This is a genomic window from Streptomyces sp. NPDC052043, assembly GCF_044548235.1.
Taxonomy (GTDB): Bacteria; Actinomycetota; Actinomycetes; order Streptomycetales; family Streptomycetaceae; genus Streptomyces.
The window spans coordinates 132,064-145,475 of sequence record NZ_JBIUBT010000008.1 but is presented as its reverse complement, the minus strand read 5'-3'; the positions used below and the strand labels follow the sequence as shown (position 1 = coordinate 145,475).

Below are 13,412 nucleotides of genomic sequence, written 5' to 3'. Positions count from 1 at the left end.
GTTCACGGGCCCGCAGCGGGGATTCACCAAGTACGGAAGGCTGTTGGTCGCCATGGTGATGGCACAGCCCGAGCGGGGCGGGCTGCTGCCCGAGCGCGCGAGCGCCCCACGGGGCACACTCGCCACCACCGCCTGCATGGAGACACTTCAGGTCGGCTATCTGCACGCGGTCGCCGCGGCGGCCGGCTGCTCGCTGTCCCAGCCCTTTCCCGACAACGGCATCGACTGGCACGTCAGCCACAGCGCCCCCGGACACACCGTCGACGACGAGGTGACCATCAAGGTGCAGCTGAAGTGCACCTACCAGGTACCGCCCAACCCCCCGGGCCGGTTCTTCTCCTTCACGCTCGACAACGCCCACCTGGCGAAACTCGCCCGCACCCCGGTCACGGTGCACAAGATCCTCGTCGTGATGATCGTGCCCCGGTCGCAGGACCAGTGGCTGCGGGCCGGCCACGACCGGCTCGACCTCAGGCACTGCTGCTACTGGATCAACCTCGCAGGCCACCCCATCACCGGCCGGCACCGCACCACCGTGCGGATCCCGACCTCGCGCATCTTCGACGACCGGGCCCTGTGCGAGATCATGACGCGGGTCGGGACGGGAGGCAGACCATGACGCACCGCCCCCTCGGCGAGTCACTGCGACCGGTGCGGTCGCACCCCGTCGACGCCCACCGCGGCCCGCTCCCCGCGCCCTCCGACGTGGACCCCGCCGTCCTCGGGGCCCTGCTGCACCGGCACGGCTGGCAGCGCCGCGGCGGCGCCGCGGGCCGCTACGGCCGCTGGACCCCGCCCGGCCCCGTCGGCGCCGGCACCAGCCTGCTCGTGCCCGAGAGCCGTGCCTTCCCCGACAGCGACGACCTGCTCGGCGAGGCCCTGGACGCCCTCGCCCGCAGCGGCACGCACTCCGCGCGCGAGGTACTGACCGCCCTCACCCTGCCCAGCGACGAGATCCGCTGGTGGCGGGACGTGCCCGAGGGCCCGGCCGACGCCGCGGGCTGGACCGTCGAGGAACGGCTGCGCGGCGCCGCCCGGCAGATGCTGCTCGCCGCCGCGCTCGCCACCCGCGCGCGTGCCGGCTACCACGGCGCCCGCCACCGGCGCTCGGCCACCGCGTGCCTGGAGCACGTCCTCGTCGGCTCCGCCGCCGACGGCCGCGGCCTGACCGCCTTCGTCCCCGTCGACCCCGGACGGCCCCTGGCCGTATGCCTCCACCAGGCCCTGTACGCCGTCCGTGAGGCCGTCGACTACCGGCGGGCCACCGGCGCCATGGACGCCTTCGACGGAGCCGTCCGCGCGGGCGCGAGCCGTGAACTCACCGAGGCCGTCGCCACCCTCGTCCGCGGCACCGAGGGCGCGCGCGTGGCCGTCGAGTGGTCGCCCGCCGCGGGCACCCCCGAGGACTGCGCGGCCACCGCCGAGGCCGTCGAGTTCTCGCCGGGCGACCTGCCCGTGCTGCGCGAGGCCGGCGCCCGCTATCTGCGCGCCGAACCGTCGGTGCCCGCGCGGATCACCGGCACCGTGGTGCGGATGCGCAGGGCGCGGCCGCGCGGCGAGGGCACCGTACGGCTGCGGGTGCTGGCGGGCGCCGAAGTGCCGTACGTGCGCGCGACCCTGGACGAGGAGGACTATCGCATCGCCGTCCACGCCCACCTCGTCGGACTGCCCGTGACGGTGCTCGGACGGCTGGAGAGCCGCGGCGGCTTCCGCCGGCTCTCGGGCGCCTCCGGCGTCGTACCCGTGCAGGTGGACGACGAGGAACGGGACCGGCTGATGAAGTCGTTGCAGGAGAACGACAAGGACGACAAGGACACGGACTGCTTCGAGGAGGAGTGCGGCGGCGGCGACCGCGACTGACGGGAACGACTGCGACCGACCGTGGACCGTGCGTAACCGTTTCGCGGTCCACGGCCCGGGGTCGGTACGATCCCAGTCATGCGCGCGCTCCAGGTATGGCGCCGCACCCACCAGCAGTCAGGAGAGACCGGTGTCAGACGTCCGTGTGATCATCCAACGCGATTCCGAGCGGGAAGAGCGCACGGTGACGACGGGCACCACGGCCGCCGACCTCTTCGCCGGCGAGCGCTCGATCGTTGCCGTGCGCGTCGGCGGCGAACTCAAGGACCTCGCCCACGAGCTCAAGGACGGCGAGACCGTCGAGGGCGTCGAGATCTCCTCCGAGGACGGCCTCAACATCCTGCGCCACTCCACCGCGCACGTCATGGCGCAGGCCGTGCAGGAGATCTTCCCCGAGGCCAAGCTGGGCATCGGCCCGCCCGTCAGGGACGGCTTCTACTACGACTTCGACGTCGAGAAGCCGTTCACGCCCGAGGATCTCAAGGCCATCGAGAAGAAGATGCAGGAGATCCAGAAGCGGGGCCAGAAGTTCTCCCGCCGCGTCGTCACCGACGAGGCCGCCCGCGAGGAGCTGGCCGAGGAGCCGTACAAGCTGGAGCTGATCGGCCTCAAGGGCTCCGCCTCGCACGACGACGGCGCGGACGTCGAGGTCGGCGCCGGCGAGCTGACGATCTACGACAACCTCGACGCCAAGACCGGCGAGCTGTGCTGGAAGGACCTCTGCCGCGGTCCCCACCTGCCCTCCACCCGGCAGATCCCGGCGTTCAAGCTGATGCGCAACGCCTCGGCGTACTGGCGCGGCAACGAGAAGAACAAGCAGCTCCAGCGCATCTACGGCACCGCCTGGCCGTCCAAGGACGAGCTGAAGGCGCACCTCGAATTCCTCGCCGAGGCCGAGAAGCGCGACCACCGCAAGCTGGGCAACGAGCTGGACCTGTTCTCCATCCCCGAGCAGATCGGCTCCGGCCTCGCCGTCTTCCACCCCAAGGGCGGCATCATCCGCCGCGTGATGGAGGACTACTCGCGCCGCCGCCACGAGGAGGAGGGCTACGAGTTCGTCTACACCCCGCACGCGACCAAGGGGAAGCTCTTCGAGACCTCGGGCCACCTGGACTGGTACGCCGAGGGCATGTACCCGCCCATGCAGCTCGACGAGGGCGTGGACTACTACCTCAAGCCCATGAACTGCCCGATGCACAACCTGATCTTCGACGCGCGCGGGCGGTCGTACCGGGAACTGCCCCTGCGGCTCTTCGAGTTCGGCACGGTCTACCGCTACGAGAAGTCGGGCGTCGTGCACGGCCTGACCCGTGCCCGCGGCTTCACCCAGGACGACGCGCACATCTACTGCACCCGCGAGCAGATGGCGGACGAGCTCGACAAGACGCTCACCTTCGTGCTGAACCTGCTGCGCGACTACGGCCTGACCGACTTCTACCTGGAGCTGTCCACCAAGGACCCGGAGAAGTACGTCGGCTCCGACGAGGTCTGGGAGGAGGCCACCGAGACCCTGCGCCAGGTCGGCGAGAAGCAGGGCCTCCAGCTGGTCCCCGACCCGGGCGGCGCGGCGTTCTACGGCCCGAAGATCTCCGTCCAGGTCAAGGACGCGATCGGCCGCACCTGGCAGATGTCGACGGTCCAGCTCGACTTCAACCTGCCGGAGCGCTTCGACCTGGAGTACACGGCCGCGGACGGCTCCAAGCAGCGCCCGGTCATGATCCACCGCGCGCTGTTCGGCAGCATCGAGCGGTTCTTCGCGGTCCTCCTCGAGCACTACGCGGGCGCGTTCCCGGCGTGGCTGGCGCCGGTGCAGGCGGTCGGCATCCCGGTGGGCGACGCGCACGTGGAGTACCTCCAGGAGTTCGCCGCGGACGCGAAGAAGAAGGGCCTGCGGGTCGAGGTGGACTCCTCCTCGGACCGCATGCAGAAGAAGATCCGCACGGCCCAGAAGCAGAAGGTGCCGTTCATGATCATCGTCGGCGACGACGACATGAACGCGGGCACGGTGTCGTTCCGCTACCGCGACGGTTCGCAGGAGAACGGCATTCCGCGTGACGAGGCGCTGGCGAAGCTCGTCGACGTGGTGGAGCGCCGCGTACAGGTGTGATGCGGCCTGCACCGACGTAGGCCTTCAGGCCCCCGGGGTATCCCCGGGGGCCTTTGCCTGCCCGCAGGCCGCACGCCATATGCTGCACGCATGACGAGTGAGCCGGAGCAGCAGATCGGAGTGGGGACGCAGGACGCGTTCCAGCGCCTGTGGACGCCCCACCGGATGGCGTACATCCAGGGCGAGAACAAGCCCAGCGGCCCCGGTGCCGGCGACGGCTGCCCCTTCTGCTCGATCCCGGCCAAGTCCGACGAGGACGGTCTGATCGTCCGGCGCGGCGAGCTGGTGTACGCGGTGCTCAACCTCTACCCGTACAACGGCGGCCACCTCATGGTCGTGCCCTACCGCCATGTCGCCGACTACACCGATCTGACGGAGGCGGAGACCGCGGAACTCGCGGAGCTCACCAAGCAGGCCATGACGGCGTTGCGCAGCGCCTCCGGGGCTCATGGTTTCAATCTGGGCATGAACCAGGGCACGGTCGCCGGCGCGGGTATCGCCGCCCATCTGCACCAGCACATCGTGCCCCGCTGGGGCGGCGACACCAACTTCATGCCCGTGATCGGCCACACGAAGGTCCTGCCGCAGCTGCTCGCCGACACCCGCAAGATGCTCGCGGAGGCCTGGCAGGCGTAGGGCCTGCCGCGAAAGTCCCGCCTGCCTCACGCGTCGTACGAGTCGGCCTTCCTCGGTGACGCGTCCTGGACGGCGCCGCTGAGGACCGAGGAGCGGGTGCCGAACTTCTCGACGTCCACGCCGTTCTCCTTGAGGACCCTGAGTGCCGCGGCGTGCACCACCCGCAGCACCGGGGTGGCGGCGCGCAGCGCGTCGTCGGCCATGAAGCGGTGGCGCCAGGGCTGGTCGGCCCAGGCATGCCGCAGGCCGAACGGCTCGGGCAGGGTGAGGCTGCCGCCGAGCCAGTTCAGCAGGGGCGGGTACCAGGACAGGGGGGCGCGGGCGGCGAGCCGTACCACCTCGTCGGCGTCGATCAGGGGCAGTTTCACCTTGCGGGTCTCCCAGAAGCGGAGGGCCTTTTGGACCTCCTTCTCCTTGGCCGCCGGTTTCTGGTTGAACAGGGGGTTGACCGGTCCCAGGGCGTGGCCGGTCACCTCGATGCGCAGGGTGTCGTGCAGCACCGTCACGGTGACCAGCATGGTGATCACCAGGTGGCCGTCCCAGAGGGTCCACTGGACGCCGAGATAGTGGCGGTCGCCGCTGCCGAACTGCTGCTTGTTGCAGATGTCCTGTATGGCGTGCGTCTTGACCGTGTACGTCTCGACGTCGGTGCCGCTCGGCCGGGAGACCTCCTTGGCGTTCTCCCCGATCGGTGTGACGACCCAGTGGGTGACGGTCGGCTTGGGGAAGCCGCCGGTGTTGATGGAGGTGCGTTCGAGCATGGCCAGGCCGCCCTGGATCGCGGTGATGACGTCCCAGCTGCGGAAGGGGTGGAACTCCTTGCCCGGTTCGGCGGAGACCAGTTCCTCGGCCAGCTGCCAGCTGCCCCAGCGCGTGCCCATGCCGAGTATGCCCTTGGGGCCGGCGTAGAAGACGGAGTTGGAGCGCTGTTCGGCGCTGAGCCGGGCGAGTTCCTTGCGTACCTGCTCGGCCGCGTCGCCGGGGTTGCCCGGGACGGCTTCGGGGATCTTGGCGCCCACGCCGCCGCCGGACAGCAGGCCTTCCCAGCGCTCGCGCAGTTCGCGTGCCGAGCGTTCGCAGATCTGCTTGGCCCAGAACCAGCCGATCACGGGCATGACGACCGCCGCGCGTGCGTACCACGCCCAGAAGTCGGTGAAGGGCATCTTGATCAGGAAGACCACGGCGCCTGCGGCCATGGCGACCAGCAGGGTGTTGGCGAGGGCGCCGGCTCGTTTGTCCTCACGTCTGCCGAGGGTGGCGCGCAGGGTGAACACCAGCAGCCACACGAGGAGGCCGGGCAGGAAGAGCAGCCCGCACAGCACGGTCACCGCCGTCAGCCAGTTGTCGCGGTCGCGGCGGATGCGGTGGGCCGCCAGGCAGTGCTCCACGACGACCTGGGGTTCGAGGCCGAAGGACTGGATGAGCGGTTTGCGCCCGACGCCGAGCATGCGGTCGATCACAGCGCGGGAGAAGGCCTCGCCGAGCCTGGGGCGGAAGATCTTCGCCCAGGGGCGCGGCAGGCTGACCTTCGACTGGTGCCATTCGTTGTCCGCGTCAAGGATCTTGGTGACTTCGTCGTCCCGGTACGCGGCCGCGGCGAGCGCGTTGGTCGCCGCCGTCTGTCCGGCCGAGCCGGACAGGGGCACCTGAGCCCCGGGACTGAAATCGAATCCGTCCGTCACATCCGCCCCCATTGCCGCCGCTCCTGCACCTGCGGCCTTCCCGACTTCCCTGCCCGGCACACCTGTTGATCAGGTCATCAGGGTATCGGCAGCCGGGCGCGCGGACAGGCGGACGGCCACAGCCGCCCGCCTGTGCGCAACGATGTGTTCCTGTGCCCCGGTTGTGCGCCGGTGGCGCCGACTACGAGGCTTCGCGCTCCTGTTGGCGCACCCGGTCGGCCACCTGGGGTGGCATCGGCTCGTGTCGTGCGTACCGGCGGTCGAAGCGGGCCGTGCCGTGCGACAGGGAGCGCAGGTCGATCGCGTACCGGCCGATCTCGATCTCGGGCACCTCGGCGCGGATCAGGGTGCGCCCGTTGCCCACCTGCTCGGTGCCGAGCACCCGGCCGCGCCGCCCGGACAGGTCGCTCATCACGGTGCCCACGTAGTCGTCGCCGACCAGCACGGTCACCTCGGCCACCGGCTCCAGCAGGTGGATCCTCGCGTCGGCCGCGGCCTCCCGCAGGGCCAGCGCGCCGGCCGTCTGGAACGCCGCGTCGGAGGAGTCCACCGAGTGCGCCTTGCCGTCGAGCAGGGTGACCCGCACGTCGATGAGCGGGTAGCCGGCGGCGACGCCCCGGGCGGCCTGGGCGCGCACGCCCTTCTCCACCGAGGGGATGAACTGCCGCGGCACGGCTCCGCCGACCACCTTGTCCACGAACTCGATGCCCGTACCGCCCGGCAGCGGTTCCACCTCGATCTCGCAGATGGCGTACTGGCCGTGGCCGCCGGACTGCTTGACGTGCCGTCCGCGCCCCCCGGACCGGTCCGCGAACGTCTCCCGCAGCGCGACCCGGTGCGGTACGACGTCGACCTGGACGCCGTAGCGGCTGCGCAGCCGCTCCAGCGCGACGTCGGCGTGGGCCTCGCCCAGGCACCACAGCACCACCTGGTGGGTGTCCTGGTTCTGCTCCAGGCGCATGGTCGGGTCCTCCGCGACCAGCCGGGCCAGGCCCTGGGAGAGCTTGTCCTCGTCCGGTTTGCTGTGCGCCCGGATGGCCACGGGCAGCAGCGGGTCGGGCATCTGCCACGGCTCCATCAGCAGCGGGTCGTCCTTGGCGGAGAGCGTGTCGCCGGTCTCCGCGCGGCCCAGTTTCGCCACGCACGCGAGGTCGCCGGCGATGACGTGCGTCACGGGGCGCTGCTGCTTGCCGAAGGGGGTGGACAGGGCGCCGACCCGCTCGTCGGCTTCGTGGAGGGCGCGCTCCTCGTGGCCGCGGTCGGCCAGGCCGTGCCCGGAGACGTGCACGGTCTCGTCGGGGCGCAGGGTGCCGGAGAAGACGCGGACCAGGGAGACCCGGCCGACGTACGGGTCGGAGGAGGTCTTCACGACCTCGGCGACCAGCGGCCCGTCGGGGTCGCACGACCGCAGTTCGCGCGACCTGCCGCCGACGGCGCTGACCGCGGGCGCCTCGTGTTCCAGCGGGGTGGGGAAGCCGCGGGTGATCAGGTCAAGGAGTTCGACCGTGCCGATGCCCTGCCTGGCGCCCTCGGCCGCGGGTGCGGCGGCCAGTACGGGGAAGAACGCCCCGCGTGCGACGGCCCGTTCCAGGTCCTCGATGAGCGTCTTGACGTCGACCTGCTCGCCGCCGAGGTAGCGGTCCATGAGGGTCTCGTCCTCGCTCTCGGCGATGATGCCCTCGATGAGCCGGTTGCGGGCCTCATCCAGTTGCGGCAGCTGGTCCTCGCCGGGCTCGGACTCCTTGCGCTCGCCGGAGGAGTAGTCGAACAGCTTCCGCGTGAGCAGTCCGACCAGACCGGTCACGGGCGCGTGCCCGTCGTGGCCCTGCGGGCCGCGCAGGGGCAGGTAGAGCGGCAGGACGGCGTCGGGGTCGTCCGCGCCGAACGCCTCCGCGCACACCCGCGTCATCTCCTCGAAGTCCGCGCGGGCGGCCTCCAGGTGGGTGATCACGATGGCGCGGGGCATGCCGACGGCCGCGCACTCCTCCCAGACCATGCGGGTGGAGCCGTCCACGCCGTCGGAGGCCGAGACGACGAAGAGGGCCGCGTCCGCGGCCCGCAGACCGGCCCTGAGTTCCCCGACGAAGTCGGCGTAGCCGGGGGTGTCCAGCAGGTTGATCTTGATGCCGTCCCAGGCGAGGGGCACCAGGGAGAGCTGCACGGAGCGCTGCTGTCGGTGCTCGATCTCGTCGTAGTCCGAGATGCTGCCGCCGTCCTCCACGCGGCCCGCGCGGTTCACCGCTCCCGCGGTCAGCGCGAGCGCCTCCACCAGCGTCGTCTTGCCCGATCCGGAGTGGCCGACCAGCACCACATTGCGTACGGACGCGGGATGGTCGGCCGCCACTGCCCTGCCGGCGGCCCCGGGGTGGGTCTGCGTCTTGTCGCCCATGATCCTGCCTCCCGTTGACGGTGAGGTCCCTGTGGGCGCGGACACGCGGCACCGCGTGCACTGGCGGCTCCTGCGACGCCCGCGGTCCTTCGAGCTTTCCACTCCCGTCACGCTGCGTCCATACGAAGGACCCGATCCCGCCGTCCACCAGCGCGTGCGCACGGGTGGGCGCCGGTGCCCCCGAGGTCGGGCGCCCGGCCGCCACGCACGCGCGTGCGTGGCTACGATGGGCCAGCCGGTGGCCAGCAGGGGCCGCCCGGCGACACCGACCCTCGGGAAGGCCATGCTGAACAAGTACGCGCGTGCATTCTTCACGCGTGTCCTCACACCGTTCGCCGCGTTTCTCATCCGCCGGGGCGTGAGCCCGGACACGGTCACGCTCATCGGGACCGCCGGGGTGGTCGCGGGCGCACTGGTCTTCTACCCGCGGGGCGAGTTCTTCTGGGGCACGGTCGTGATCACGCTGTTCGTGTTCTCCGACCTCGTCGACGGCAACATGGCCCGCCAGCTCGGCCGCTCCAGCCGCTGGGGCGCCTTCCTGGACTCCACCCTCGACCGGGTCGCCGACGGCGCGATCTTCGGCGGTTTCGCCCTGTGGTACGCGGGCCGTGGCGACGACAACGTGCTGTGCGCGGTGTCGATCTTCTGTCTGGCCAGTGGCCAGGTGGTGTCGTACACCAAGGCCCGCGGCGAGTCGATCGGTCTGCCGGTCGCCGTCAACGGGCTGGTCGAGCGTGCCGAGCGGCTGGTGATCTCGCTGGTCGCGGCCGGGTTCGCGGGCCTGCACAAGTTCGGGGTGCCGGGCATCCAGTACCTGCTGCCGATCGCCCTGTGGATCGTCGCCGCGGGCAGCCTGGTCACGCTGGTCCAGCGGGTCGTCACGGTGCGCCGGGAGTCGGCCGAGGCGGAGGCCGCCGCGGCGCGGCGGGAGCAGGGGAGCGGGGCGGCGAAATGACCGTCCAGGAGCGGCTCACCGACGGGCTGTACGGCCTCGGCTGGGGCACCGTGAAGAAGCTCCCGGAACCGGTCGCGGCGCGGCTCGGCCGCACGGTCGCCGACCTCGCCTGGCGGCGGCGCGGCAAGGGCGTGCGGCGGCTGGAGAGCAACTACGCGCGCGTGGTGCCCGACGCGACCCCCGAGCGCCTCGCCGAGCTGTCGCGTGCGGGGATGCGCTCGTACCTGCGCTACTGGATGGAGTCCTTCCGGCTGCCGACGTGGAGCGCCGAGCGGATCAGGGCCGGCTTCGACCCCAAGGACGTGCACTACCTGACCGACGGCCTGGCGGCCGGCCGGGGGGTCGTCCTCGCCCTGCCCCACCTGGCCAACTGGGACCTGGCCGGCGCCTGGGTCACCACCGAGCTGAAGACGCCGTTCACGACGGTCGCCGAGCGGCTGAAGCCGGAGACGCTCTACGACCGGTTCGTCGCCTACCGCGAGGGCCTCGGCATGGAGGTCCTGCCGCACAGCGGCGGCTCCGCGTTCGGCACGCTGGCCCGGCGGCTGCGCGACGGCGGTCTGGTCTGCCTGGTCGCCGACCGCGACCTGTCCGCCTCCGGGGTGGAGGTGACGTTCTTCGGCGAGACGGCCCGGATGCCCGCGGGACCCGCCCTCCTCGCCCAGCAGACGGGCGCGCTGCTGCTGCCCGTCACCCTGTGGTACGACGACTCGCCCGTCATGCGGGGCCGTGTCCATCCCCCGGTCGACGTGCCCGGGTCAGGTACGCGGGCCGAGAAGACGTCTGTCATGACACAGGCGCTGGCCGACGCCTTCGCCACGGGGATCGCCGAGCATCCGGAGGACTGGCACATGCTGCAGCGCTTGTGGCTCGCGGACCTGGATCCCGGGCGGGATCCCGCACAGCCCGCGGACCCTGGGAAGGCGACGGCGTGAGGATCGGCATCGTCTGCCCCTACTCGTGGGACGTGCCCGGTGGCGTCCAGTTCCACATCCGTGACCTGGCGGAGTACTTCATCGGCCTCGGCCACGAGGTGTCCGTCCTCGCGCCCGCCGACGACGACACGCCGCTGCCGCCCTACGTCGTCTCGGCCGGCCGGGCGGTCCCGGTGCCCTACAACGGCTCGGTGGCCCGGCTCAACTTCGGTCTCCTGTCGGCGGCCCGGGTGCGGCGCTGGCTGCACGAGGGCCGATTCGACGTGATCCACATCCACGAGCCGGCCTCGCCGTCGCTGGGCCTGCTGGCCTGCTGGGCCGCCCAGGGCCCGATCGTCGCCACCTTCCACACCTCCAACCCCCGCTCGCGGGCGATGATCGCCGCGTACGCGATCCTCCAGGCGGCCCTGGAGAAGATCAGCGCGCGGATCGCGGTGAGCGAGTACGCCCGCCGCACCCTCGTCGAGCACCTCGGCGGCGACGCGGTGGTGATCCCCAACGGCGTCGACGTGGACTTCTTCGCCCGGGCCGAGCCCAGGCCCGAGTGGCAGGGCGACACGATCGGCTTCATCGGCCGCATCGACGAGCCCCGCAAGGGCCTGCCCGTACTGATGCGGGCGCTGCCCGGGATCCTCGCCGCCCACCCGGGGGCCCGCCTGCTGGTCGCGGGCCGCGGGGACGAGGAGCAGGCGGTGGAGAGTCTGCCGAGGGAACTGCGCTCGCGGGTGGAGTTCCTCGGCATGATCAGCGACGAGGACAAGGCGCGTCTTCTGCGCAGCGTCGACCTGTACGTGGCCCCCAACACCGGCGGGGAGAGCTTCGGCATCATCCTGGTCGAGGCCATGTCGGCCGGCGCCCCGGTCCTCGCCTCCGACCTGGACGCCTTCGCCCAGGTCCTGGACCGGGGCAAGGCCGGTGAACTCTTCGCCAACGAGGACGCCGGCGCCCTCGCCGAAGCCGCCGTGCGCCTGCTGTCCGACCCGGTCCGCCGAGCCGAACTGCGCGCACGCGGCAGCGCCCATGTGCGCCGCTTCGACTGGTCGACGGTCGGCGCCGACATCCTCTCCGTCTACGAGACGGTCACCGCCGGCGCGGCCGCCGTCGCCGCCGACGAACGCATCTCGGGGCTGCGGGCCCGCCTGGGCCTGGCCCGCGACTGACCCCGGCCCCGGGCCGCCAGGCCCTGGCGGCCCGGGTGGGGTGTCCCGGTAGCCTTGCCGCCCGTGACCCTAACGCTCATCTGGATTGTCGTCGCGCTCGTGGCCGTCGGGCTGTACCTGAGCTGGACGGCGGGGCGCCTGGACCGGCTGCACGTCCGTATCGACGCCACCCGGGCCGCGCTGGACGCGCAGTTGCTGCGGCGGGCCTCGGTGGCGCAGGAACTGGCCACCTCCGGCGTGCTGGACCCGGCGGCCTCCATCGTGCTGTACGAGGCCGCGCACGCCGCCCGGCAGGCCGAGGAGGAGCAACGGGAGGTCGCGGAGAGCGAGTTGAGCCAGGCCCTGCGGGCCGTGTTCGCCGAGGTCCCGCAGGTCGAGGCGGTACGCGAGGCGCCCGGGGGAGAGGAGGCGGCGCGTGAGCTGACCGAGGCCGTGCGCAGGGTGCCGATGGCCCGCCGCTTCCACAACGACGCGGTGGGAGCCGCCCGCCGGCTGCGCGAGCACCGCAAGGTGCGGTGGTTCCGGCTGGCCGGACACGCCCCGTTCCCCATGGGCTTCGAGATGGACGACGAGCCGCCGAAGGCCCTGGCCGAGCGGGCCGCCTGACCGGCACCGGTGACGCCTTTTCGGGCGGTGCCGGGCGAAAAGGATCCACCGGGTTCCCATTGGCCCTTGCCGTGGACTGGTCACATCCCGTTTCCTCGTGGACGCACCACACCCTCTTTCACCATGTGAGGTCACCCGTGTCCACCACGATTTCCGACTCCGCCCAGAACCCCGAGACCGGTACCGCCCGTGTGAAGCGCGGCATGGCCGAGCAGCTCAAGGGCGGCGTGATCATGGACGTCGTCACGCCGGAGCAGGCGAAGATCGCCGAGGACGCGGGCGCCGTCGCGGTCATGGCTCTGGAGCGCGTCCCCGCCGACATCCGCAAGGACGGCGGCGTGGCTCGCATGTCCGACCCGGACATGATCGAGGGCATCATCGACGCCGTCTCCATCCCGGTCATGGCCAAGTCCCGCATCGGCCACTTCGTCGAGGCCCAGGTCCTGCAGTCGCTCGGCGTCGACTACATCGACGAGTCCGAGGTCCTCACCCCGGCCGACGAGGTCAACCACTCCGACAAGTGGGCCTTCACCACCCCCTTCGTGTGCGGCGCCACCAACCTCGGCGAGGCCCTGCGCCGGATCGCCGAGGGCGCCGCGATGATCCGCTCCAAGGGCGAGGCCGGCACCGGCAACGTCGTCGAGGCCGTCCGCCACCTGCGCCAGATCAAGAACGAGATCGCCCGGCTGCGCGGCTTCGACAACCACGAGCTGTACGCCGCGGCCAAGGAGCTGCGCGCCCCGTACGAGCTGGTCAAGGAGGTCGCCGAGCTGGGCAAGCTGCCGGTCGTGCTGTTCTCCGCCGGCGGCGTGGCCACCCCCGCCGACGCCGCCCTGATGCGCCAGCTCGGCGCCGAGGGCGTCTTCGTCGGCTCCGGCATCTTCAAGTCCGGCGACCCGGCCAAGCGCGCCGCCGCCATCGTGAAGGCCACCACCTTCTACGACGACCCGAAGATCATCGCGGAGGCGTCCCGCAACCTCGGCGAGGCCATGGTCGGCATCAACTGCGACACCCTCCCCGAGGCCGAGCGCTACGCCAACCGCGGCTGGTGAGCCGGCCCCGAGGGACCGCACGCAGAGAGA

The 13,412-nt window shown here is 71.7% G+C and carries 11 protein-coding genes; 9 read left to right on the top strand and 2 right to left on the bottom strand.

All coding sequences use genetic code 11. The features are described 5' to 3' along the window. Positions 1-52: 52 nt before the first annotated feature. The 4 genes from ACIHCX_RS21130 to ACIHCX_RS21115 all read left to right on the top strand — a co-directional run bounded on the left by ACIHCX_RS21130 (position 53) and on the right by ACIHCX_RS21115 (position 4,603). Positions 53-619, top strand: coding sequence for a DUF4365 domain-containing protein (locus tag ACIHCX_RS21130; protein ID WP_400032045.1), 567 nt, complete (start codon positions 53-55; stop codon positions 617-619). Further along, positions 616-1,860, top strand: coding sequence for a hypothetical protein (locus ACIHCX_RS21125; RefSeq protein ID WP_400031610.1), 1,245 nt, complete (start codon positions 616-618; stop codon positions 1,858-1,860). Before ACIHCX_RS21130 ends, ACIHCX_RS21125 begins: the two co-directional genes overlap by 4 nt. Before the next feature lie 130 nt (positions 1,861-1,990). Further along, positions 1,991-3,967 carry a threonine--tRNA ligase gene (thrS, locus tag ACIHCX_RS21120; RefSeq protein ID WP_400031608.1) on the top strand — a complete coding sequence of 659 codons (1,977 nt, stop codon included), beginning with the start codon at positions 1,991-1,993 and terminating at the stop codon, positions 3,965-3,967. 90 nt (positions 3,968-4,057) lie between these two features. Next, positions 4,058-4,603 carry an HIT family protein gene (locus ACIHCX_RS21115; RefSeq protein ID WP_400031606.1) on the top strand — a complete coding sequence of 182 codons (546 nt, stop codon included), beginning with the start codon at positions 4,058-4,060 and terminating at the stop codon, positions 4,601-4,603. A 26-nt stretch (positions 4,604-4,629) separates the two neighbouring features. Here the strand turns inward: ACIHCX_RS21115 and ACIHCX_RS21110 are convergent, their stop codons facing one another. Together ACIHCX_RS21110 and ACIHCX_RS21105 are read right to left on the bottom strand one after the other, a co-directional pair. Continuing rightward, complete coding sequence (locus ACIHCX_RS21110; protein ID WP_400031604.1) at positions 4,630-6,297, bottom strand: hypothetical protein; 1,668 nt, start codon at positions 6,295-6,297, stop codon at positions 4,630-4,632. A gap of 169 nt (positions 6,298-6,466) precedes the next feature. After that, complete coding sequence (locus ACIHCX_RS21105) at positions 6,467-8,674, bottom strand: elongation factor G-like protein EF-G2 (protein WP_400031602.1); 2,208 nt, start codon at positions 8,672-8,674, stop codon at positions 6,467-6,469. Between the two features lie 226 nt (positions 8,675-8,900). Between ACIHCX_RS21105 and pgsA the strand changes: the two genes are divergently transcribed. The 5 genes from pgsA to pdxS all read left to right on the top strand — a co-directional run bounded on the left by pgsA (position 8,901) and on the right by pdxS (position 13,382). Further along, positions 8,901-9,629, top strand: a complete 729-nt coding sequence (pgsA, locus tag ACIHCX_RS21100) for a phosphatidylinositol phosphate synthase (RefSeq protein ID WP_400032043.1) — start codon at positions 8,901-8,903, stop codon at positions 9,627-9,629. Further along, on the top strand, positions 9,626-10,564 hold the full coding sequence (locus ACIHCX_RS21095) for a phosphatidylinositol mannoside acyltransferase (RefSeq protein ID WP_400031600.1): 939 nt from the start codon (positions 9,626-9,628) through the stop codon (positions 10,562-10,564). The genes pgsA and ACIHCX_RS21095 overlap by 4 nt, the downstream gene beginning before the upstream one ends. Next, entirely contained in the window at positions 10,561-11,724 is a 1,164-nt protein-coding gene (locus ACIHCX_RS21090; RefSeq protein ID WP_400031598.1) for a glycosyltransferase family 4 protein, read from the top strand. The genes ACIHCX_RS21095 and ACIHCX_RS21090 overlap by 4 nt, the downstream gene beginning before the upstream one ends. A gap of 63 nt (positions 11,725-11,787) precedes the next feature. Continuing rightward, on the top strand, positions 11,788-12,330 hold the full coding sequence (locus ACIHCX_RS21085; RefSeq protein WP_400031596.1) for a hypothetical protein: 543 nt from the start codon (positions 11,788-11,790) through the stop codon (positions 12,328-12,330). Positions 12,331-12,533: 203 nt separating this feature from the next. Then, positions 12,534-13,382: a pyridoxal 5'-phosphate synthase lyase subunit PdxS gene (pdxS, locus tag ACIHCX_RS21080; protein WP_400032041.1), complete on the top strand. Its 849-nt coding sequence runs from the start codon at positions 12,534-12,536 to the stop codon at positions 13,380-13,382. The last annotated feature ends 30 nt before the right edge of the window (positions 13,383-13,412 follow it).

Bases quoted from the DNA above. Each gene is read 5' to 3' on its own strand.
- ACIHCX_RS21110 (WP_400031604.1), bottom strand. From the start codon at position 6,297: ATGGGGGCGGATGTGACGGACGGATTCGATTTCAGTCCCGGGGCTCAG.
- pgsA (WP_400032043.1), top strand. From the start codon at position 8,901: ATGGGCCAGCCGGTGGCCAGCAGGGGCCGCCCGGCGACACCGACCCTC.
- ACIHCX_RS21095 (WP_400031600.1), top strand. From the start codon at position 9,626: ATGACCGTCCAGGAGCGGCTCACCGACGGGCTGTACGGCCTCGGCTGG.
- ACIHCX_RS21125 (WP_400031610.1), top strand. From the start codon at position 616: ATGACGCACCGCCCCCTCGGCGAGTCACTGCGACCGGTGCGGTCGCAC.
- pdxS (WP_400032041.1), top strand. From the start codon at position 12,534: ATGGCCGAGCAGCTCAAGGGCGGCGTGATCATGGACGTCGTCACGCCG.
- ACIHCX_RS21105 (WP_400031602.1), bottom strand. From the start codon at position 8,674: ATGGGCGACAAGACGCAGACCCACCCCGGGGCCGCCGGCAGGGCAGTG.
- ACIHCX_RS21115 (WP_400031606.1), top strand. From the start codon at position 4,058: ATGACGAGTGAGCCGGAGCAGCAGATCGGAGTGGGGACGCAGGACGCG.
- ACIHCX_RS21130 (WP_400032045.1), top strand. From the start codon at position 53: ATGGTGATGGCACAGCCCGAGCGGGGCGGGCTGCTGCCCGAGCGCGCG.